General features: G+C 59.0%; 17 protein-coding genes and 2 pseudogenes. 2 read left to right on the plus strand and 17 right to left on the minus strand.

Annotated features, from left to right (window positions below; translation table 11 throughout):
* Positions 1-145 precede the first annotated feature (145 nt).
* Together ACX3YF_RS03635 and ACX3YF_RS03640 are read right to left on the minus strand one after the other, a co-directional pair.
* Entirely contained in the window at positions 146-358 is a 213-nt protein-coding gene (locus ACX3YF_RS03635) for a DUF2790 domain-containing protein (protein WP_223272615.1), read from the minus strand.
* 507 nt (positions 359-865) lie between these two features.
* Positions 866-2,020 carry an OmpP1/FadL family transporter gene (locus ACX3YF_RS03640; protein WP_458973421.1) on the minus strand — a complete coding sequence of 385 codons (1,155 nt, stop codon included), beginning with the start codon at positions 2,018-2,020 and terminating at the stop codon, positions 866-868.
* A 361-nt stretch (positions 2,021-2,381) separates the two neighbouring features.
* Between ACX3YF_RS03640 and ACX3YF_RS03645 the strand changes: the two genes are divergently transcribed.
* Complete coding sequence (locus tag ACX3YF_RS03645; protein ID WP_458946193.1) at positions 2,382-3,356, plus strand: helix-turn-helix transcriptional regulator; 975 nt, start codon at positions 2,382-2,384, stop codon at positions 3,354-3,356.
* A 37-nt stretch (positions 3,357-3,393) separates the two neighbouring features.
* On the opposite strand, the gene ACX3YF_RS03650 is transcribed toward ACX3YF_RS03645, so the two are convergent.
* The 8 genes and pseudogenes from ACX3YF_RS03650 to ACX3YF_RS03685 form a co-directional block, all read right to left on the minus strand.
* Positions 3,394-4,290, minus strand: coding sequence for a cupin domain-containing protein (locus ACX3YF_RS03650; RefSeq protein ID WP_458973422.1), 897 nt, complete (start codon positions 4,288-4,290; stop codon positions 3,394-3,396).
* Positions 4,291-4,319: 29 nt separating this feature from the next.
* Positions 4,320-5,105 (minus strand): HpcH/HpaI aldolase family protein, encoded by a 786-nt coding sequence (locus tag ACX3YF_RS03655; protein WP_458946195.1) that lies wholly within the window; start codon positions 5,103-5,105, stop codon positions 4,320-4,322.
* Positions 5,106-5,107: 2 nt separating this feature from the next.
* A complete protein-coding gene (locus tag ACX3YF_RS03660; protein WP_458973423.1) occupies positions 5,108-5,863 on the minus strand; it encodes an alpha/beta fold hydrolase in 756 nt (251 codons plus the stop codon).
* Positions 5,864-5,927: 64 nt separating this feature from the next.
* Positions 5,928-6,056 (minus strand): annotated as a pseudogene (locus ACX3YF_RS03665) (3-keto-5-aminohexanoate cleavage protein); the annotation flags it as partial.
* A 47-nt stretch (positions 6,057-6,103) separates the two neighbouring features.
* The gene (locus tag ACX3YF_RS03670) at positions 6,104-7,120 is read right to left on the minus strand and encodes a DODA-type extradiol aromatic ring-opening family dioxygenase (RefSeq protein ID WP_458946197.1); all 1,017 of its coding nucleotides are present in this window, start codon (positions 7,118-7,120) and stop codon (positions 6,104-6,106) included.
* 94 nt (positions 7,121-7,214) lie between these two features.
* Complete coding sequence (locus tag ACX3YF_RS03675; RefSeq protein WP_458946198.1) at positions 7,215-7,748, minus strand: flavin reductase family protein; 534 nt, start codon at positions 7,746-7,748, stop codon at positions 7,215-7,217.
* 77 nt (positions 7,749-7,825) lie between these two features.
* Positions 7,826-8,980 carry a p-hydroxyphenylacetate 3-hydroxylase oxygenase component gene (locus tag ACX3YF_RS03680; protein WP_458946375.1) on the minus strand — a complete coding sequence of 385 codons (1,155 nt, stop codon included), beginning with the start codon at positions 8,978-8,980 and terminating at the stop codon, positions 7,826-7,828.
* A 176-nt stretch (positions 8,981-9,156) separates the two neighbouring features.
* The gene (locus ACX3YF_RS03685; protein ID WP_458946199.1) at positions 9,157-9,600 is read right to left on the minus strand and encodes a nuclear transport factor 2 family protein; all 444 of its coding nucleotides are present in this window, start codon (positions 9,598-9,600) and stop codon (positions 9,157-9,159) included.
* Positions 9,601-9,917: 317 nt separating this feature from the next.
* Between ACX3YF_RS03685 and ACX3YF_RS03690 the strand changes: the two are divergent.
* Positions 9,918-10,091: pseudogene (locus tag ACX3YF_RS03690) on the plus strand (IS5/IS1182 family transposase); the annotation flags it as partial.
* A 194-nt stretch (positions 10,092-10,285) separates the two neighbouring features.
* Here the strand turns inward: ACX3YF_RS03690 and pelG are convergent.
* Genes pelG through ACX3YF_RS03725 form a run of 7 tightly spaced genes read right to left on the minus strand, consistent with a single transcriptional unit; the run spans position 10,286 to position 22,482 of the window.
* A complete protein-coding gene (pelG, locus tag ACX3YF_RS03695) occupies positions 10,286-11,656 on the minus strand; it encodes an exopolysaccharide Pel transporter PelG (protein WP_130203845.1) in 1,371 nt (456 codons plus the stop codon).
* On the minus strand, positions 11,657-13,171 hold the full coding sequence (gene pelF, locus ACX3YF_RS03700) for a GT4 family glycosyltransferase PelF (RefSeq protein ID WP_130203844.1): 1,515 nt from the start codon (positions 13,169-13,171) through the stop codon (positions 11,657-11,659). It lies immediately after the preceding gene.
* The gene (locus ACX3YF_RS03705; protein WP_090467081.1) at positions 13,168-14,157 is read right to left on the minus strand and encodes a HEAT repeat domain-containing protein; all 990 of its coding nucleotides are present in this window, start codon (positions 14,155-14,157) and stop codon (positions 13,168-13,170) included. Before ACX3YF_RS03705 ends, pelF begins: the two co-directional genes overlap by 4 nt.
* Positions 14,135-15,499, minus strand: a complete 1,365-nt coding sequence (locus ACX3YF_RS03710) for a PelD GGDEF domain-containing protein (protein WP_223272606.1) — start codon at positions 15,497-15,499, stop codon at positions 14,135-14,137. The genes ACX3YF_RS03705 and ACX3YF_RS03710 overlap by 23 nt, the downstream gene beginning before the upstream one ends.
* A gap of 5 nt (positions 15,500-15,504) precedes the next feature.
* Positions 15,505-16,023, minus strand: a complete 519-nt coding sequence (locus tag ACX3YF_RS03715) for a penicillin-binding protein activator LpoB (RefSeq protein WP_130203843.1) — start codon at positions 16,021-16,023, stop codon at positions 15,505-15,507.
* Positions 16,024-16,052: 29 nt separating this feature from the next.
* On the minus strand, positions 16,053-19,691 hold the full coding sequence (locus ACX3YF_RS03720) for a tetratricopeptide repeat protein (protein WP_130203842.1): 3,639 nt from the start codon (positions 19,689-19,691) through the stop codon (positions 16,053-16,055).
* Positions 19,669-22,482: an endo alpha-1,4 polygalactosaminidase gene (locus ACX3YF_RS03725; RefSeq protein WP_458973424.1), complete on the minus strand. Its 2,814-nt coding sequence runs from the start codon at positions 22,480-22,482 to the stop codon at positions 19,669-19,671. The genes ACX3YF_RS03720 and ACX3YF_RS03725 overlap by 23 nt, the downstream gene beginning before the upstream one ends.
* Positions 22,483-22,539 lie beyond the last annotated feature (57 nt).

Raw genomic sequence — 22,539 nt, forward strand, 5'->3', positions numbered from 1 at the left:
CTTCCAGACATGAAAAACCCCGCACTGGGCGGGGTCGGTCTGCATCATGGACACAGGCGTTTCAACGATGCCGGGATCTTCCCCCGGCCTGCCCCATTGGGGCGTTTGAACAAACCTGCCACGGGCAGGCTTTGTCGGGACTCGGTTAGTTGCCTGAGCAACCGTTACCCATTGCGCTGTATTGCATGACGTGTTGCTGACCCTGGTGGTCCAGGTAAGTCATCTGCAGAGGGACCACGGCGCAGACGTCATCGGGAACGGCGTCCATGTGAATCACTTTGGCGATGTCGAGGTGAGAGCCGTAGGTGTATTGCTCTACCGCAGACTGATCGGCAAAAGCCATTTGGCTACCCAGCATTACAAAAGAAGCAGCAATCAATGTCTTAAACAATTTCATTTCAAGTGTCCCAACGATGCAAACGATTCACGTCTTCAGTCGGAATAAATAAGGCCGAAGGCTCTACGATGCGCGGCAGGGTGGTTTGCTTGGACCCCTATGAGCTTGCGCTTCGTGGCTTTGTTTGGAAGCTGGGCCCATTTTATTCCGGTGGTGTTTTTGATAAAGACCAAAGACTGAAATGCATTATTGGAAAAACGGTAATAATCGGCAGCCGTTTCAGAGATGGGGGTTCGCCCACAAAAAGCCCGACACAATGGTCGGGGCTTTTTATGGTTTCGCGCTTGAAAAGCTGAACACCGAGCCATGAAAACAGGTACTTATCCGGCAGGAAAAAACTTATTACGCCGCGGTGCGGATCTCCTCCCCCTTAGTGGCATGGATGATCCAGAAAACACCTGAGAGGTTTACTCACCAGTCAGGGATGTGAGTACCTATCAAGCATTGGGTTTTGCATTACCCGAACCGCTAGAATTTCCAGCCAAAGCCGACGGTGACGAAACCCATGTTTGTGCTGATTTTCGTGCCGGTGCTCGGTCCTGTACCTTTGACATCTGCATCGAGGTCGTACTCATAGCCGAAGGTCAGCTCGCTGCCGTTTTGAAATGATCGTGTAGCCCCTAACGTCACCGCGTTGGGATTGATCCCCACCAGCAGGGCGTTCTGAGTGGCAAAGTCGGACCCGTATTGGCGCCGTGTAGTGCTGTAGCCGGTTCGGACGGTCCATTGCGGTGTCAATGCGTAGGCGCCGCCGAGGCGGAAGACGTCCTGGGAGCGCCATCCAAATAGCTCATGGTAGGCATCGACGTTCTGCCAGGAGATATGTTGCCAGTCCAATGCAAGTGTCAAACGATCGGTTGGCCTCACTGCCACACCGAACGCGTACTGCTCGGGCATATCGATAGAGCCTGCGACAGTGGACAGAAGATCTTGCTTGTACTCATCAAGTTTGCTCATCTTGATCTTTGGCGCGTACATCGCGCCGAACGATACCCAGTCATTGGCCTTCCATAGGGCGCCGGCCCGCCATCCTGTACCGAAGGAATACTTGGCTCCGTGCGCGGGAAATCCTTCGTCCGTCCCGGGTATCGGGATGCCCTGTGCTTCGAAGCGCTGGGCGGCAAGGGCCAGTGATATCCCTAGCGATAACCGGTCGGAAACCTTGTAAGCCAAAGTAGGGAGACCAACAACCTGGAGTAATGCTCCCTTTGCCCGGTCCAGGTTCGGGTTGGGAAGCAAAGCATCGTTGTAGCGAAACAGAACGCCTGAAGCGGCTGTTGAAAAGCCCAGGGACAGTTTTTCGTCGACCTGATAGTTGATACCGAACTCGACAACCGGAGCGTAGCGCTGGCCGTGATGCTCATTGTCCTCGCTCATGAATTGCGTACGACTCTTGACGTAAAGAAACTGCAGGTCGCCGTCGAGACGCGATCCGACCTCAGCCATCCCTGCGGGGTTACTCGCGGCCGCAATTGCATCCTGCGGAAATGCCACGCTAGCCCCTCCCATGCCGGCAGCTTTGGCCCCATAGGCTGTGAGCTGAGATCCATTGGCACCAAAACACAAATCCGCTGCAGACGCTAACAGCAGGGCTGTGCCTGCCATCGTCACTAGTTTTTTCAAGGCAATCTCTCTTGTTTTTATTGTTGATTCATCGGCTTGGGTCTACGGCCTCCGGGCGATCGAACGGAGGCGCAAGCCAGGCAAAAGCCAAAGACTCACAGGCCAGGCATGAAGCGGTCAGATTCACTACCAGCTTTAGGCTGACACCCGGACGGACGCCTGGCGCGTCTGATAGCGCCAGCGATTAGGAGCAGAGGGACACAAACGGAAGGGAGGCCGGCATAGCATTGTGAGTTGTTGCGGGCTCATTTATGTTGGACGACATGCCGAACTCGAAATCGAGAGTGCATGCTCAATAAAAATAAGAAATGTCGACACCTGGCAGGCGCTGTCAGCCACACCCGTCGACCGGAGATTTTTCATGCTCATCACGCTCAGCCCGCGGCGAGATCGAAAATGGTCGACACGAGAAGCATCTTCTACGTCCCCTGTGGACGCTTATAAAGCGATGGTGTCCACCGAAATCGCTGAGATGTCTGTCAGAAGCCAACCTGACATCGAGTTTCAAGCGTCCTGGGTTCGTTATGGCTTGGGACCGATCGATCTGAACTTTCTACGATGCACGGCGCAGAAAACCTCTCGATCCATCGAAATGATCGTGAGAGACCCGAGACCCTACTTTGAATTTCTGCACGCCCGCGCCGGGCGTATCCTCGTTAGCCATCATGGCGAACGAACGCTGGTCAAGCCTGGCTCGTTCATCTTGTTGTCGGATCAATACCCTTATCAGATCGAACATCCGGATGGCAGCGACTGCCTGACAGCGCACATACCTGAAGATTGGCTCAGCACCTGGGTCAGTGACCCACATCAACACCTGGGTAAACAGCTGAGCACCGATCACGCCTGGACCCGCCCGCTGACCGGACTCCTCACTGCAGTCGCTGATTCCGGCCTCGATACCGTTGCGCTGCCACGCGCAGTATTGGCCGACCAATTCGGAGCACTGAGTGCCTTGGTGTTCAATCAGCGATTGGAAGACAAGCATGATTCGGAACTGGTCCGACGCATCAAGGAGAGTATCTGCGAGCAGCAACAAGCTCACTCCCTAACACCACGCACAATTGCCCGGGACCTGGAGATCAGCTCCAGGCATCTGCACCGTGTTCTGTCGAACGCAGGAACAAGCTTCAGTACGTTGCTGACCTCCAGCCGGTTAAGACGCGCCGCCCAGATTCTTGCCAGCTCAGGCCAATCGCACTTGCCCATTGGAGAAGTGGCCTGGCTGTGCGGGTTTGTCGACCAAAGTCACTTTGCCCGGTTGTTCAAAGTGGCCTATGGCAGTACACCTAGCCGCTATCGCGCTCAACATACGGGAAAGGCAGAGCAGGCTTGAACCTGCTCCACCCAATCATTGCGCAAGACACTCTCTTCTATGCCGGCACAGGATAATCCCCGGCATTGAGTACCCACCCCTGCTTCTCGGAAAAGTCCTTTCGCGGCGGCGAGAAAATATCGATCAGTTGGTTCAAGCCAGACGCCATCGCGCGCGAGGTATGAATTGCCGGGGGCGGGATCACCGCCAGCGATGGCGATCCGCAGTATTCGTGATCATCTTTGCGCCACGCATTGAGATTGGCCGTCCACGGCCACCGGATATGGTGAGTAAATGCCCCATCCAGGGCGAAGGAGCCCTGCTCGAATGAGTCATGGTGATGGGGGGACAGCTTTGTCACGTCCCGTGGCCCTTGCTGAGCGGGCAACACATTCACCATGAAGGTCGAACACCGCCAGATTCTGCCGAACCGCCCTTCCTCGTCAGGTACATCAAGACTGTAGGCGCGTATAGCCGGCCCTCCCACGGGCTCAGGCCAAGGGGCAAAAGGTGGGATGTTCCCATGGGGTAGTCTGTAGGATGCGTTGTTAGAGCAAAGCGCGCACAGATCCTCGCTTCGCGCAGTGAACATCAGGATCAGCCGCCCGACGCCGGATACTCGGAGCTCACTGTCACCGGCAGGAACGAAAACAATTGACTCTCCCTCCACAGTTCGAGAGTCACCATTGCACTTGATCGAGACAGTCATTGTTGCGTCAGGAAGCAGCACGACGTATTCATCCGGTTGCGCCAGCCGCGAAAAGCACGCTCCTGACTGCGCATCGGCATAACCCACTACAAAGTTCTGGCCACGCGCATACCAGATATCCAATGCAGATGCCTGCACGGTCGGTGGCTGTTCGTAGAATCGTGCATATTCGGCGGCGTCGAAAGTCTGAGCTGAGGGACTTGCGGCATACGCCGCCAAAGAGGCACGAGGATCGGAAGTGCTCATGGTTACTATCTCATTGTCCTGAAGTGTCGTTACACGTCACTGCTACAAGCGCTGGCAAAAGTGTTGAGCGCTTGTTTGGCGGCCGTTCTCATGAATCCGTAGTCCGACGCAATCACGAAGCCGCGGACATTGCGGCTGCGGTAATAGCTGGCTTCCGCGGCGTCCGTGACAAGTAGCAAAACCGGGATGCCTTCACGGTTAGCAGCGTCCAGGATATTTTCGGTGGCCTCTGTGACCCTGGGCGCCCCAGGCGCTCGGTCATTCATGGCAACCGTGAGGTCGCCCCTGCCAATGAAGATTGCGTCCACCCCCTCCACTGCCAGTATCTCGTCGAGATGTTCGATGGCCTCTGGATCTTCAATCATGGCAACAACCGCCACTTCGTCATCGGCTCGATCGACGTGATCCCACAGTGATCGCTCACCGTACCCCCCCGCACGCGGTGAGTTGGAGAACCCCCGTTTACCGCCGTAGCGACTGGCAGCCACCAACTTTTGTGCCCGGTCAGCACAATCGATATGTGGCCCAAGCACTCCAGCGGCGCCATCATCCAGTGCAGACAGAATGGAATGTCCCTGAATCTCACTGACTCTGACCAGCGCCGGGGTCGCACTAGCGCGCGCGGCAAGTATCAGCAACTCAGTCACCCCTCGGTCGAGTGGCGCATGCTCGGCATCAATGATGACGAAGTCGTAACCCAGTCCACCCATTATTTCGACTGAGTGCACGGCAGTGCTTTTGATAAAGGTGCCAAACAAGGGGGCGTCCTCGGCCAACAGGCGCTGCCTGAGGTTGTAACGCGATGTTTTGACCATTTTCATCTCCTCATCGATAGGACGTTAGCGCTGTTTTGCTCCTGGCTGGCACCCATTTCATGGCGGCCCAGGAATGCCAATGCCGCGCGAAGAAACTCGGGGGCCGCTGGCAGGCCGATATGATCGACACCGTCCAGGATGTTGACTTGGCAAAAGGGCAAGGCTTTCGCCAGAGCATCAACGGGGTAGGCCAGTTCATCAGCGCTTCCGGTCACGATCAGTACAGGACAGCAGACTGTCGACAGCCTCTGCGGAGTCAACACCGGATTGGGCGCACGCCTGAGGCAGGCGGCAATGGCCAGTGGGTCATTGCCAGCCGCCAGACCATAATCAGCGAGCCGTCGAACGATCGGAAGCGTATCGGTGTTGGGCCCGTCCGTAAGGCAATCGGCAACTTCGCCCCCCAACGCTTCGGGGGCAAAGACATTGGCGCCGAGCCCACCCAGAATCAACATTTCGAATCGGCCCGGCGAACGCGCCTCAATCTCCAACAGCACCTTGCATCCCAGGGAATAACCAATGCCAACCAGTCCTTGTATGTCGGGCAGCGAGACACAGGCGTGTGTTGCCAGATCGGCGTAGTCGGCAGGGTCATGCGACCTTGCTGCACGACCATGCCCGTACAAATCAATGCCAGCCACTTCGAAACCGGCGCTTTCGAGGGCATCAGTCCAGCCGGCCTGCTTCCAGACAGTTTCGTAGGAGCCGCCCCAGCCATGAAGCAGCACGGCAGTGTTCTTGTTGCGTTCATATGACATAGATACTCCTTGCCTGCACAGGCGCTGACCTGACAGGTAATCGATCAGCGCTGACGATAGGGTTGGCCGCTCCTGCCTGTGCAGCTTCTATAGCAGCCCGGGCAATTTCACCTGGTGTGACAGGCAAGTGAGGAGACATGGAAGGCGTGTGAATCGAATCCCTAATCGCGCACGTAACAATGACTTTTTTCATGATCGATACAGTTCAATGAATGGAAACGTATCAGCGCCAGCAATGAATCAAAGAGCGGCAGATGCCCTACCCGACTGGCCATGCACGACGCCGACGCCGACGGCAAAAGTGGTGTCGCCAGAATAGAAGTCCTGACGTAACTGGATCGTTTCATCAAATGCCGCCGCAGCAGCGGCAGCGGCAATCCAGAGACGCACCTCACTGCCGCCATAGCCGGCAGCATCCAGTACCTGTTGATCGGTCCAAACATCAAACTGCGTCAGGTCTGCGCTACACAGAACATCCAGAAAAGCTTTGTCCCAGGACTCGTTGATCCAGGGCGCACGGAAGCGACCATCGACGATGTCGTGGCTCAATTTGTCCATGCCAACCACGACGTCGTTGCGCCATTTCTCACGAGTTATTGAACCCTTCTCACCACCGAAGACCAGGTAATCCCTGACATCGCCGTTTGGCGCATTGTGATATTGCGGGAAGATAAAATCGGTCTGATGCGAGAGTCCGCCCGTACCCAGGATGGCGACGCGCTTGTTCAGATCACGAGCGAAGCGCCCGACGGCTTCACCCAGTTGGCGGCAGCGACGCAAGGTTGGGCGCGGATCGGAGATGGTATTAATGTGGATGGGTATGACGGGCCTGGCATCGAGCTCACCCAGGAAATAGTGCAACGGATTAGAAAAGCCGTGATCAACTTCCATGGCATGGGAACTGGCGATGTCGAAGTCCTGCTCCACCAGCGCCGCTGTCAATTGGGTTGCAAGATCGAAAGGAACATCTAGCGTCCCGGGCCATCCTCCGCAGTCCTCAAGCGCGTGCGCAACATGGGCAATGACAAACTGCGGCATCAACTTGAGGTGGATGCCATCCATATGATTGCCACCAAAGATGATGACCAGATCAGGGTTGAATGTTCTAAGTTCATCCACACGCGCCTGGTAGCTTTCCCAGAATGCGCGATTTGCCTCAACGGGCCAGCGCTCTTGAATCTTCGTAAGCGGCACATGCGGTACGCAAGCAACATATACGGACGAGTCAGTGGGATTATTGGAATTATGGTGAGTCACAGAAGCTCTCCTTGACGAGTGAAAGGCACAGCCCCAAACAGCGGCCGAGCCACAACGAGTAGATGACGAAGCGAACAAAAGGTGGCCCAGGCGCCTACCCTCGAACTTCCAGTGAGGGGTGCGGAGAAACCACCGAGTATCCACCGCGATGGAAAAGCAGTGGCGCACGCCCTGATTCCTGGAGAGAGATCACCCGGCCCAAAAAGATCCAATGATCGCCGCCATCGACGAGGCTGTAGGTCTGGCATTCCAGGCTCGCACAGGCATCGGGCAGCAGCAGACAACCTCCTGCGCCATGACTGACCTCCACGCCTTCGTACTTGTCCTCAACCGCCGGGCGCGCAAAGCGATTGGAGAGTTCGATCTGGTCGGCAGCCAGGATATTGACCCCGAAGTAGCCCGCTTCTTCGAATACGGGAAAACTTCCCGATTGCTTGCCAATACTCCAAAGAATCAACGGCGGGTCGAGCGAAACCGAGTTGAAACTATTAACGGTCACGCCCACGCGACGATCACCGTTACTGGCAGTAATCACGGTCACGCCTGTGGCGAAGTTGCCCAGGGCGTTTCGGAGGGTACGCGCATCGAAAGAGGTGGCCTGATTGTCTTGCTTCAAGATCGTATTCATCATTTTTACCATTGGGATGATGCTGTCGATGTCAGAGCATCAACCGCATCGAAAGAGTTGGCAGCCAGGTGTACGCCCTAGAACAACGTTGGATCAGGCTCCAGATCCATTAGCGCGCGTCCGAGGATCTGCATGCAGACGTCGTAGTCGGTATAGGCATGCGCCCCGACCATGTGGCAATCCCTGAACAGACGCTGCAATTCGTTATCGTCAAACCATGCCGTTCCGCCCGCAGCAGCGAACAAACGATCGACTGACTCGATGAACATTTGCACCGCATACGCCTGATTGGTACGCCAAAACGCAAGCTTCTGCGGATCCGGTTGCACCTTGCTCACCGCATGTACGCGCATGTCCTCCCAAGTCTTTTCCAGAAAAGCTCGACCGGCTGACACTTGATGCGTTGATTGAGCCAGGCGCATCAGCGCGGGTGTTGCGCCGCCAACGCTGGCCCCTGTATAGGCTCGGACTCGACTCTTTTGCTTCTCTTTGAATACCTGGAGCATTCGCTCTGCCACACCCAGGCTGACCGAAGAGAACAGGCTGGCAAAGACCGGAACGAAGTTGACGTGATAGATCTCGCTTTGCGGATAGAGGTTGCCACCCCCCTCCGACAAGCCCATCGCCATTTCCTTGATGTTCTGGATTCGATGCTCTGGCACGAAGACTTTGTCGACCACGATGGTCTTGGATCCGCTGCCCCGCATCGCAGCCGTAAACCAAGTATCGCGTATGGTGTAATCCGAACGCGGAACCACCACGAAGCTCAAGGCTTTTTCGCCTGCTGTATTGGTACGCATGAACCCCAGGATCGCCCACTGAGCATGGTCGCAACCACTGCTCCAGCCCATTTCGCCTGAGAACAGCACTCCACCCTCAACCTCCTCGCTGCGACCGAACGGCGCAATACTGCTACTGGCTAATGCATCTGGATCATGAGCCCAGATCTCATCCTGCAGGCGCTTGGGAAACATGGCCAACATGTGTGAGTGGTGAGCCAGCAGTGCGAAAGCCCAGGCAGTGCTCGCACATGCTCCAGCAATCACGACCAGGCACTGTTCGAAATCGGGCAGCGACATTTCCAATCCGCCATACACCTTGGGCTGAAACGCACGATGCAACTCAATACTCTTGAGCAGCTCGATGCTTTGCGCTGGCGCCATACGCTCACGCTCGGCCTGCGCGGCCCCTGCAGCAATCTGCGGTAGCAGAGCACGCACCTTTTCGATCATGGGCTGCCCGTCCGCCAAGACAGCGGCTTGGGCGGTGGAGTACAGAGCGGGACGTTGGGGGGATTCAGCCGAAGGAAGTGCATTCGACAGGCTCATAGTAAATCTCCAGAGGAACTCTTCTGTTCACATGAATTATTGGATTTGTGTTGTTCACTCGCGCGCTCTACCTGAACGACTCAACGCGCGAAACTGGCTGCCGACTCGCCGATGAATACCGGCGTGATACTGCGACGCTGAAATTTCCACTGGCCCCCATTGCGGACAAACACATCTTCCACATCAGCGATCGTAGAAGGGACGGCCGATGGCACGGGCCAATCCCCGGTGCCGGCGAATACCTGCACTACGGATCGAGCCTTAGCCACATCTTCAGCAACCTGTACGGCGTCGAAGCCGCTGGAAAAATGCCGGGTAACACGCCTGGTCAGGTCATGCTGGATCTTTCGGTCGTGGAAAAACCGGGAAATGGCTTGCGCGCCTGATAGCTCGATTTTGCCGACATGCAAAACCGCGTCCTTGCAAAACAGACTGTCTAAGGCCTGATCGACTCGCAGATCAGCGACGGCCCAGTAGGTACCGTCAAGCCGATACAAGGATAAAAAGGTTTCTAATGAGATCATGTCTGCCTCACATGCAGGTGGCTTGGTCGAGCCACGTTTTTTATTGTTATCCAGTTGCCATTGGCCCCTGTCAGTTACGACTAGGTTGCCTGCACAGCCAGATCGGCGCGCGGCTCCAGGCGACACCGGGTTAGGACCAAGGTGACATGACTCAGGCATCTTCTTCGGCGGGGTGGGCAGCGAGATCTCCATGTTTGGGGTCATACGACGCTTGGCCGACGCCAGGTGATTCATTCGCCTGCGTTTACACCAATGCCATTGCGCCCACCTGCATCTGCTCTGCTGTCGTTGAATGGTTCATCTACAGTGGTGCTCGGGAAACGCCGGATAAACAGATCTCGTTAACCGATCCTGATGCTCGCTCGGTGAAGCCGCGCGGAACGGGAATGGTCGGCTACAACGTCCAGACTGCTGTTGATGCGAAGTACCACCTGATCGGGGCGCACGAGTTAACGAACGATGGCGTGGATCGAAACGAGGTCGGAGGTATCGACTGGCATCGACAGGGTGTAGAGGCGGCAGGCGGCTTTAACGAACTTGCAGCGCTCGGGATCAAGGAGTGGCCGGAGCAAGTCGTCTTGCGTCGGTATCGTGGCTCACAAGGCCTGTCATCGGATGCAACCACGCCCAACAAAAAAGGCACTGACGATGATCGCCAGTGCCTTTTCAGCGCCTCGAAAGTATTTCAGCGCGACAGCATAAAGGTGTCGTACTCGAGGTCTTCCAGTGCCGTGGACAACCGGTGCAACCCCAGCAACACGCAAACCAGCAATGACAGGGTAAAGCCATAACCGAAGAAGCTCGGCCCCAGGTGCATGCTGAGCAGGGTCAACCCGGCGTTCAGCACCGCGAAAATCACGCACAGTTCCAGCACCACGGCGCGTTTGTCGAGGTAGAAAAACACGTTGAGCAGCGCCATGAACACCACCTGGATACTCACACCGATCAGGTCGATGTAGAACAGCGGCAGGTAGTAACTGGAAATGCCCAGCCAATCCAGCAAGCGCGGAGCGAACAGGAACAGCAGCACCACCGTCAATCCCTGTACCTTGCAGATTTCCAGCAGGCCCTGGCGGATCGACAAGGTCATTTCGGTTTTCAGCGAACCGATGTGTTGCAGGGTTTCGCCTTCGCGGATGGCCCGGAACAGGCGGTCGTACCACTCGGCAAAATCGGTTTCGATGCGCACCAGGAAGACCGCCATTCCGGGAATGATCGCCAGGTACGCGAGGAAGATCGGCAAGTCATACAGGATCGACGCACGCAGGGGGCCGACGACGAGGTTCGAGGTACCGGGGTTGAACCAGAACAGGAATTTGTCGATCCAGATACCGAAGTTGTAGAAGAACCCGGTCGCCAGCAGGCTGAGAAACACCTGGCGGCGTTGCAGGAAGTCGAAGGCGATCAGCTTCTCCGCGCGGTACTCACGCAAGATGTCGTAGAGAAACAGAAACAGCAGCGTGCTGTGCCCGATCAGCAACGCCAGCAACAAGCCCGGCATCTGCAGGAAGCTCAGCAGGTAGGCACTGGCGACCATCAGCGTGTAACCCACCAGCATCACCAGCAGGATGCGGTTGTAGGCCTTCATCCCTGAAAGAAAGATGATCACCAGCCACAAGTTGCACAACACCACGAAGTTCGACAGCACCAGCAACCGGTAGATCAGCGGCTGGTCGAACAACAGGCTCAGCACCACGATTCCCAACACCCCGGCACCGACGGTCACCAGCAACAGCACGCCCAGCAGGTTGGGCAGAATCTGCTCGTACTTGTGCTCGAACAACCGGTCGGAAACGAATCGGGTGAAGAACAGTTGCAGACCGCCCGTGAGAATCAGCGAGCTGGCCATCAGGTACGTCACCGTCACCAGAAACTGCCCGACCAGCACATTCGGCAGCAACAGGCCCAGGCTGATGATGCCCACCAGCATCACGCTGATGATCGACAGCACCCAGGGCCCGGAGCTGATCAGTCCGGCGTAGACGTAAGCGTGCAAAGTCGCGGTGTAGGAATCGCGCGACAGGATCTTGCGTAGTTCGAAGCCAATCCCGGCCATTTAACTGTTCTCCATGGCGGCTTGATACAAGTCGCGATAACGCTGCAGCATCAAGGCTTCGGTGTAGTAGCGATTGACCCGCAGCAAGCCGCTGGCCTGTGCAGCTTCCCAGCGTTGCGGGCTGCGCAGCAGTTCGAGGATCGCCACGCTGGTGGCTTGCGGGTCGGCAATCGCAACCACTTTGCCGGCCAGGCCGAGGTCGCGGTCCTCGACGCTGCCGCCTTCGATCAGCTCGCGGCAGGAGCCCACGTCGCTGCTGACGACCGGCGTACCGGCGGCCCAGGCTTCGAGAATCACCAGCGGTTGCGCTTCGCTGATCGAGGTCAGCACCATCAAGCCCAGTTGCGGCAGGATGTCCTGGATGCGCTGGAAGCCCAGGAAGCGCACCTTGCCTTCCAACCCGAGACTGGCCATCAGGCTGCGGCATTCGCTGACATATTCCGGGTCTTCCTCTTCCGGACCGACGATCCAGCCTTCGGCCTGGGGCATGGCACTGATCACCCCGCGCATCGCCCGCAGGAAGGTCTTGACGTCTTTGATCGGCACCACACGCCCGATCAAACCCACTACCGGCGCGATGCCGGGAGCTCGGGATTCGAGGGCGGCGGTCCATTGCGGCAGGTCAATACCGTTGGGAATGACCCGGGTGCGGACCGGATCGGCGCCGTCCTTGATTTGCCGCTGTCGGTTACCGTCATACAGCGAAATGATGCTGTCGGCGCTGTTGTAGGTCAGTTGCCCGATGCGCTCGAAGAAACGCACCCATAAGGTACGGATGTAACCCGAGCCGGCATCGAGGCTGCGGTTCAGCGCCTGGCCGGAACTCTCGGCGATCCAGCTGGCCTGGGCCAGATCGATCTTGCGCTCCTTGGTATAGATCCCGTGCTCGCTGAGCAGGTAGGAACAGTTCCAGCGTTGCTTGAGAATGCAGCCCAACAGCCCGGCGTAACCGGTGGAAATCGAATGCAGCACCCGCGCCCGGGGCATCTTGCGCGACGCCTCGGCGAGCATCAGCAAAGGCGACTGCATCGAGCGCAGGGTCCAGAAATAGTTGATGAAGGACGGGTCGGCGCAATGCAGGCGATAACCTTCGCTCAACGCCTCCCAACTGGCGCGGCTGCGCAGCACATCGTCGAGGGTCAGACGGCCCTGGGCGATGTTGTCGAGCAAGCGCTCACCCAGTTCGGGCTCCGGCGCGTCCGGGTGATGCAGGAAGCGATACAAATCCTGCAACTGTTGCAGATCGGCGTCCCGTGGCGTGCCTCGGGTGTCGGTCGGATGAGTGGCGTCTTCGAGAAAGACTTCTTCGATGTGCAGTACATTCGCCGGCACTTGATAACGTCGCTGCGAATACGCCGAACGCTGTCCGCCAATGAACATCACCGAAAACGTCAGTTCCGGCAGACCGAGGATCATCTGGTGAATCCAGCTCGACACGCCGCCGCGCACATAAGGCCAAGTGCCTTCGAGCAGCAGGCAGATGTCGGCCATCGGTGCCTCTTGCTTGTGACTCATGTCCAGCTCCTCACCAGGTCAGCGAAGGGGGGTCGCTGACGGGTTTTCTCGGGGAGGCTCGCCAGCAACCCGGGAATCTCGCGATAACGACCCGCCTCGAACGCCAGCTCGGCCTGGAAAGGCAGAATCTGCGCCGCACCCATACCGTTGTCCTGGGCTTCCTGGAGCAACACTTCGGCACGCGCGATATCACCACGCTCCAGGGCAATGCGTCCGGCCAGCAGAAACAATTCACCGCCCTCACCCGCTTCCAGGCCCTGCTCGGCATGCTCGCTGGCCTGATTGAGCACGTGCTCGAGTACGCTGCCTTGCGCCAGCCCCAGGTACGCCAGCTCCCAGTACCAGCGCGCCAGCGTGCCATGCAGCACGCCGGCGGCTTTGCCCTTTGCGCCGTTCAGTTGGCCAAGGGCGATCTGGATATGCAAATTGATATCGCTTTCCTGTTTGTCCAGCATCGAATACGCCAGCAAGCGCACATCATCGCTCGGGTCGCCCAGTGCCAGTTTGAGGATCGGTACCGCTTCCTTGCCGCGCATGCGTCGCGTCGCCAATAGAGCGGCCAGACGCTGATCGGGGTCGGGCGCATGGCGCAGCACGTCCTGCAAACCGCCGTCGGCAAAAATCGGTTTATGCAGTTGCTGTTGCGCCCGATATGGCAGGCTCGGAATGCCGACCGCTTGCCAGGCTTGCTTGTCGCGTTTGCGTGGCAGGTACAGCGCCGGAAAAATCGCTGCAACCACGCCCACCGTGCCGAGCACAGGGACAAAGAACGCCATGCTGAAAATGAACAGCGGGCTCCAAGGCAGCGGCGAACGATACCGCGCCGGCAACAGCAGCCACACCGCCGCGCACAGCATCACGCAGGCCAGGCCATGAGTGAGGGTGAACACCAGCAGTTGCTGCACCTCGGGCACGTCCACCCACAGACTGGTCCAACTGCCTGCCTCTAACAACAAGGCTCCGCTAAACAGCCACTTGCTGATCATTCAGACCACACTCGTTGAACAGGAAGTTACGCAGCCCGTTGTGTTCACCAGGCTCCAGGTTGAAAGGCATGACCCGTACGCCGAGGCTGTCCATGTCACTCTCAATGCCAAAGTGTTCGTGTATCAGCAGGTTGATGCGTGACAGATAACCTTCGGTGCCCTGCGGGCTGGTCAACGGCAAAAGCACCAGCAGCAGCTGATGGTCGCGGTTGTTGCGCAGCGGCAGGTGCAAATCCAGACCGCGCTGACTGCGTTCCAGCAAGCGTGTCAGCTCTTCGTTGGCCCGGGTCATTTCAAAGGCGAACAGGCCGGCCGACAACTTGTGCTGCTCGACGTCCGCCAGCGAACGCTTGAGTTGCAGTGTGAAGTGCTGCGCATCGGCATTGACCAATTGCAGCACCTGCGTGTCGCGCAGCAACAGGTCGGCGATATGCCCGGCCAGCAGCGCCAACAGGCTCAGGGTGCGATCCTGGAAAGCGAAGAACGGCATGTGCCGTACAGCCAGCACCGCCAACAAACGGCCCTCGGCATCGATTAACGGAATACACGCCTGCAATGACGAGAATTGCGCCGAACCGCCGGCATCGATCAGTTCCTGGCGCACGCTCACCAGCTCGCCGCGCTCCAGGCACAGCTTGACCAGCCCGTCTTCGGTGTCCAGATCCCCCATGACCCCGATGGTCGCCAACGGCTTGGGCAACAGGTGGCCGGCGTGATCGTCCACGCGATACAAACCGGCTACCCGCAGCGCACCGTATTGCCCCAGCACCGCCACGATCGGGTCGGCCAATGCACCCAGCGCATCGCCTTCCTCCGGCATCACCCGCAGTTTTTCGCGCAGGCCCAGCAACGAGCTGCGCAAGCTTTGGTCACTGCCCGCCACACGCTGTTCCAGCAGATCGTGGGAGACCCGCAGAATCTGATGCGCGCGAGTGAATTCATCGAGTCGATATTGACGATAATCGTTGGCCATCTGCAGACGCTCCAGTCGGCGTTCCCACAGATCGCGCACCTCGCCCACCAACATCCCGCAGACCAGCACGCCAACAATCCAGGACGGCTCAAGCTCTGCATAACCGGCGTGGCCGCTGTAGCGCAGCGCGAACACCGCCATGACCAACAACACGGCGCTGAGCAAACCGCGGACAAATCCGTAACGCACACCCAACAGCAGCGGCGCCAGGATCGGCCAGGGGAACCCACCGTGCATTTGCATCGGGTCTTGCGGCGTCAGCCACAAGCCGAGGCCGATCGCCAGGCCGGTCACCAGGAACGTTTCCAGCCAAGACACCGGGCCGCTGGCGCGAGGCGCCAGGCTGTAATCCATGTGTGGAGAATTCATTGCGATCACTCGAACCGAAGGGCGCCAACAAGCGTATCGAGCACTTTTTGCGCAGTGCCCGCGAGGCTTTCACGGGACCAGCCGGCACGTGCGCCACTTTTGCTCCAGAGCACCCGACCGCTGTCCGCATCGAGCACGCGCAGGCTGATGCCCACCGCCGGTTCGCCGTCCAGGCCGTTCTTGTACTGCCACTCTTCAACGCTGCCGGTGACCACATAATCGAGTTTCTGCTCACGCGCCCAATCCAGCGCACCGGCCAGACGCTCGTTGTCATCCATCAACGCTTGTTCGCCCTGGGTGCTGGCCGGGTAGACCCGTGGTTGCAGACCATGGCTGCTGAGCACGCTGAGCAGGATTTGCTCGCTGCGCTCACCGGCCTGCGGCGTCTGCGAATAGTTGACCATCGGCAGGATGCCCCACTGCGCAGTGCGCGGCAGGCTCGGGCTGGCGTCGCCGGTGAAGCTCGCGCAACCAGCGACGAACAGGACCGCCAGCGCCAGGCCCAGATTACGAATTGCTTGCATACGTTTTTCTCCCGTAGAAAATTCCATGATCAGCGTCCGAAACGCACGCCGTAGCTCACACCCAGTGTTCCGCCTGACTTGCCATCCCCGCCCTGTGGCGCGGATTGGTAGCCGAAGGTCAGGGCCAGTTCGTCGTCACCCAGCACTTCAACGCCAATCCCGGTGTTGATGCCGTAGTTGAAGGTTTGATCCGTCCATTGCCAGCCCGCCGTCAGGTCCACCAGCCAGGTGTATTGCGGCTTGGTCCGTACCAGTGCGCCGGGCAGACCACGACGCCAGGAACTGCCGAAATACAGTTGGCCGTAGCGGCTTTGCAGCAGGTCGCTGGCAGTGACGGTTTCGATGTCCAGTGGATTGATCGGATCAGGCAATCCAGTCTCCGGGTCGAACGTCTGCACAGGTGCTGCTCTGATGACCGGGCCACCAAAGTTACTGGACAGGTAATCCAGCGACTTATCCTTGACCTGGTTTTTCTGATAGTCGACACCGCTGCGCACGGTCCAGTTGGGACCGGCGAATTCCAGCGTGTGGTTGAGCTCCATTTTCAGCGCGTGACCATTGCCGAGGTCGTCACCGGCACGGGTGGAAAACGACCGCTGTGCGACCTCCCAACTGAACTGATCGCGAGCGGTCAGGCTGTGACGCCCCCCGAGGAACACCCGGTCCTGCTGACCGAAAGCGCGCATCAGGCCGCTGTCTTCGCTCTTGCGATGCCAGTCGACGCCGGTCTCCAGTTCATCGCTCACGCCCAACTGCCAGGTCCGGGAAAGGCCCAGGCCATTGCGGTCGTCGTCCTTGCGCTGGCTGGTGTCGGCGAACAGTTTGTAGCTGCCGTTTTCCACCGAACGTTGCAAGGTCAGCGCAGCGTTACGCTCTTCGCCGATTTTCGATGACTCGATCTCGTCGCCACTGTAGTCGCCCTGTTCCAGCTCAAGATCGGCGTACCACTGATCACCCAGGTTGTGCGCAATTTCCAGGCGCGGCGCCTTGAACGCGAGGCCGCCGAAATCCTGGTCATGCCACGACAACTGCGCACCTTGCGGCGTGCGTTCGTGGATTTCCACGGCCTGACGACGCAGTTGTTCGCGCACCGCTTGCGGCTGCTCGTCGCCGAGCGCCGTCAGGCTGGTGTCGAGGGCTTCGTTCAGCCGGCCCAGACGACTGAGGGCCTGCGCGCGTTGCGCCGGGTTCAGATCGCTGCTGGCCAACAGCGTTTCGACCTGTTCCTTGTTACGGCTACGCAGAGCTTGCTGGATCTGCTCATAACGCTCGACCTTCAAGCCCTGACCGCGCGCCCAATCCAGCCATTGGTCCTTTTGCGAGTCCTGGTTGGTCGCATCCAGACGCGCCAGCAAGCGTTCGAACCACAATTGCAGCATCGCCGGCGAGCCATCCTTCCACTTCAGCACTTCGTGCTGGGCCTTTTTCGGCGAGTAACTGCTGGCCATCAAACGCAACCAGATGCCATAGCGCCCGGACGACGGCTGGACATTGTCCGCCTCGGGGCTGCGCAGCAACTTCAGGCGCAGGCGCTGGGCCGCATCCTGATAGCCGGCGCTCTCCAGCGCATCGGCGTAGGCCGCTTGCACCAGCCAATCCTGCGGACTGGTCTTGAGGTACATCCGATACCAGGCCAGCGCTTCGCTATCGCGACCGAGCATCTGGCTGGCACTGGCGAACGGTAGCCACAAAATCCGGTCTTCACGTGCCCGGGCTTTCCATTGGGTCAGCAACGGCTTGAGTTCGGCCGTATTGCCCTGATCGACGTAAAGCCACATCAAGCGCTCGCGAAACAGGTTGTCCTCGGGGAATCGCGCCAGTCCTTCCTGATACAGGCGCTGCGCCTCTTCGGGCTGGTCTTTGTGCACGGCCAGTGCGCCGCGCACGGCCAACACTTGAGCCTGCCCGTAAGCGGCCGGGTATTGCTCGGCATCCTTGAGCAACGCCTCCACTTGTGACCAGTCCTGCAGTTCCTCGGCTTGCTGCAACGCTTCGACCAGGCGCTGCGGGTCATGGCTGCGCTGCCAACTGCCGACCATCAACTGCAAGGCGCGCCGGGGATTGCTGGTGCGATAAAGGGTGATCAATTGACTCTCGTCGCCGCTGTTGAGCGAGCCCTTGAGCGCCAGCATTTTTTCCAGGGACACCTGCAGTTCATCGTCCAGTTCCAGGTCCCAGGCCAGCGCGGCACGGGATCGCCAGTAATTCGGATCGGTGATATTGCGGTTATCGACCTGCAACACCTGCCACGCGGCTTTGTTATCAAACAGCTTCAGGTAGGTATCGACCCAATCGACCCGTTCGGTGGAGGTCAGGGCAAAGCGTTTCGAGTAGTCCTTGTAGACCTTGGCCTTGGACGCGTACTGCCCGGTGTTTTCCAGGTTTTGCAGCAGACGCGTCCAGGCCAGACGATGCCGGGGGTACTTGCGCAAATAAGTGTGCAGCCAGGCCTCAGCCTGTTGCGGCGTGCCCCGGGATTCGTGGCCGTAGATCAATGCGTCCAGCTCGATGTCGGTCAGCGGCCGTTGCTCCATGATCTCGGCGAGCAATGGAATCGAGCGGTCGAAGTCGAACTGCTGGCTCGCCAGGCGCCAGGCGTGCTCACGGGTTTGCGCGTCTTCGCGCAATTTCAGCAGGCGAATCCAGTAGTCGAGGGCCGTCTCGGTTTCGCCGCTCCACTCGCCGAGCTGAGCCATTTGCTCCAGTAATTGCGGGTCTTCGGGATGTTCGAGCAGCAGTTGCTGACCGCTTTTCCAGGCGCCCGGCAAATCGCCGAGGGCCAGACGCATGCTGAAATCCTTTTGCAGGATTTGCGGATCGTCAGGTTGCAAGACGCGCCATTGTTGCAGGAAGCGTTGCGCCAGATCGAAGCGTTTGCTCGCGATCGCCACATCGACGCCCTGCTGCACCCAAGCCGTATCGGTTTGTGGATTGGTCAGCCGGTCGACTTCATCGGCGAGCACCTGCACGGCCTGGTCGCCCTGTCCGGAGGCCAGGAGGCTGTTGAACGCCAGTTGCGCGTATTCACGGCGCTCGGTCGCCTGTTCGGTGGCCTTTTTCAGCGCCAGGTAAATTTCGGCGGCGCGTCCCGGTTGCTCGCCGGCCAGGTACCACTGCGCGGCAGACTTGAGGGCATCGCTTCGCTGCTGCGGATCACGCGCGGCGATCTCTTCATAGATGCTGGCGGCAAAGGCTGGCGCCTGCAAGTTCAACGCGAGCTTGGCCAGGCTTTGCAATTGCGGCAGCGGCAACAGGTGATGATCGAAGCTTTTCAGGCGTTCGACCAACGCCTGCTGCGTGATCAGATCGCTGCCCTTGGCCGCTTCCAGCGCATCCAGTTCAAGCCGGTAATAGGCCTGCAATTCCAGGTTCGGCTTGGGCCAGTTCTCCAGATGCTGACGGGCCTTGGTGTAATCGCCGAGACGGATCAACAGATCGATCAGTTGCAGGCGCAGGCGATCGTCTTCGGGGTGGGCCGTCAGCAGCAGTTCGGCATAGTTGGCCGAGACGGCATCCGGTTCACGGCCATCGGGCTGGAACACTTCTTCGCGCTGGAACGTCGCCCACAGCAGGCCACCCACGGTGACCGCCACCACCGCCAATGCCCAAGGATTGAGCAGGCGACTGCCTTTAGTGACTGAGGCGTTAGTTGCAGAGGAGCTGACCATTACTCACCTGCTTCATCGGTAATTGAAAAGTCCACAGGCCGGCGGACGCCTTGCCTGTAAAACGCTGTCCATCCACTTCGACCCGGCAGGCGCTCGCCGAGCGCACCGAGAAACTCAGGTCGACTTGACCGGCAAACGAAAAACTCACGCGTTGGTCATCCAGGTAACGCCAGTCCAGCAATGGCAAATTGGCTTCTTCAAGGGCCGGGCGTGAATCCCGGTCAGGGCGCAACACCAGCAATGCACGGTCACTGCTCAAGTGCACGTAGCGTCCCTGGGGCACATCACGCACCCCCGCAATACCTTGGGAACGCCGCAGATCCGGCCAGCCCATTTGCGGGTCAAGGCGCACGGTGCGCAACGCATCCATGCCGCGAATCTGCCAGTCGCCCTCGGCGGTGCGCGCCAGACTGGCCTGATACAGACCGTGCAGGCGATCAAGGTAATCGCTCATCCACAGCGACATCGGCTGCTGTTCGCGCATGTAGCCGTAGATCTCGTTCATCGCTTTGATCGAGGCCTGCTTGGTGCTCGAATAGAAGTGGTAATAGAGGTGCAGGCCGCGCAGGCGTCGTGGGCTGTCGGTCAGCTCAAAGGTGTCAATCACATCGCGAAAACCGTAATACGGTCCCTTCCACAGATTGGTGTAGAGGTTTTCGTTGATGATCGGCGCGTAGTACTGCAGACCGCCCGAGGTCGGTCGCAACAGCGGGTTCAGACCGGTCAGCGACGGGTTGGCCCTGGTCAGCATGGTCTCGGCGCCGTTGACGTTTTTCAGGCCCGCGTCATAGGCCAGTTTGATCGTGGCCGCCGACGGCAAGGCGTCGCCCGGCCAGAAGACCAGCTTCACCGGTTTTTCCGGGGTCGTCAGTTGCTGATTGATGTAGTCACGCGAACCAAAAATCTCGCGGCGGAAATCCAGTTTGTCGTAATTCGGAATGGCCATTTTCAAGCCATATTCCGGATTGAAGCCTTCGCGTTTCTGCGCCACTTCCGGCTGCATGAAAAACGGATGGCTGAAGGTGTGCGTCGCGACTTCGACTTTCGGGTTGGCGAACAACTCGCGAGCGATGGGCTCCAGCTCGCGGGCCAGGAACGGAAACATTCCGCGCGGGGAAATCTCGCCCTCGACGATCGATACCGAGGTCAGGAACGGGTTGGGCCGGATGAAGTCATCCAACACTTGTTTGCCCGCGTAAGGCGTGCCACGCACCTCGGCGCGCGAGGGAAAGCCGTCGCCATCGATGTGCACGGTGGCGATGCGCCGCCCGTTTTCGGTGGTGGTGTCCGGCCGTGGCTGCACCGGCAGCCGCAGGCTGGCCTGGAGAAACGCGAACGGATCGAGAATCCAGCGGCTGCGCTCGTTGTTGGTTTCCAGGATGTACGGCGCGAGTGCCAGACCGCCCCAACTGGCTACCGCGACAGGGGTAAACGTCTGGCCGCCTTCACCAGTCAGCAGCAACGATGCTTTAGGACCATTGGGCAGCACAGAAACCGCACTCAGGTCACGGGATCGGGGCTGCACCGGAGCTTCGAACGCCCCGAGCAGCAACTTGTCCTGATAGGTGATCGTCAGCGCTTGAGTGGCCGGAGGTGCCCGGCGTTCAAGGCCCAGGCGCTTGAGCAGCAGCTTGTCTTCAACCGGCAGACCGGCGAAGAACACCAGCGGCACCTGTTCGTCCAGACGCTTGCCCAGCCAGCGATTGAATGCCGGACTGTCCTGCGGCGGACCGCTGGTCATCCAGGTAATGATGCCCGCATACAAACCGCTGAAACGGTGCTCCGGCAGCGTTTCGTCAGCCGCCAGATAGTCGACCCGATAGCCCAGGTATTCAAGCAGACCGCCCAACAGTGTGTGCCCGGCGTTGCGAATCACATCGCCTTCGCGCGGGTCGTAAATCAAGGCGATGCGACGAGGCTGGACTTCGATGCTGCTGATGCCCATCGAATCCAGATCGGGGGTGCCAATGTACGGAATGAAACCTTCTTCACGCAGACGCTTGGCCAGCTTGCGCGCTTCCTCGCGGCGCTCTGGCGGCAAGTAGTCGATGGCCACCAGCGCAATGCCTTTGGCGCGCAAGGGTTGCAGCTGGGTTTCCAGCCACTGGCGGTCGGCTTCGGGCACCGGACGATATCGTTTGGCGGACGCGTCCCAACCGGCATGGATGGACTCGACGGCCACGGCGGCAGCCACGCCATCGAGCTCTGCCAGCACTTCAAAACCGCGATTGAAAAACAGCTTCAGGTCCGGCTGACGCTGGTGCAGCTCCCGCAGGAAACTGGCCAGGGCATGGCGTTGCGCTTCTTGCTCCGCTTGCGGCATCAACTGGAAGCTGTCGAGCGTGTCGAGGAACAGCCCGGCATAGCCTTCGGCTTGCAGTGCCTTGGCGCGGCTGAACAAATGCTCACGCCAGGCCGGCGCGGCGAGGTCCATGACCTGGCTGTCCCAGGCTCCGTTGCGAACCGGGCTGACGGCCTTGCCCAGGCCAGCCTTGTCGATGGCCGCCTTGTTGCCACTGAATTCACCGACGGACAGATAGGCAAACGGCTGGCTGCCCAACTTGCGCAGGGTTTTGACGTCCCCCGCCGACACATGCCCCGGCTCGACCACCGACCAGTCGAACTGGGCCAGCTCGGAGATCGGCGGCTCGTCGGCGTACCAAAAGGTCACGCTGGAGGGTGGCACCAATGCGGCAGCCTGCACGGCAGGTCCACTTACACACAACGCCAGAGCGGCTAACAGTCGCTTGGCGACCGAGCGGACACGCGTCCTGCGAAAAACGATTTCCATAACTCACTCTTGAAATGACTGAACCGTTACCGCTTGAACATCGGGCAGTAAAACCGG

The organism is Pseudomonas fluorescens group sp. PF-69 (genome assembly GCF_054481235.1).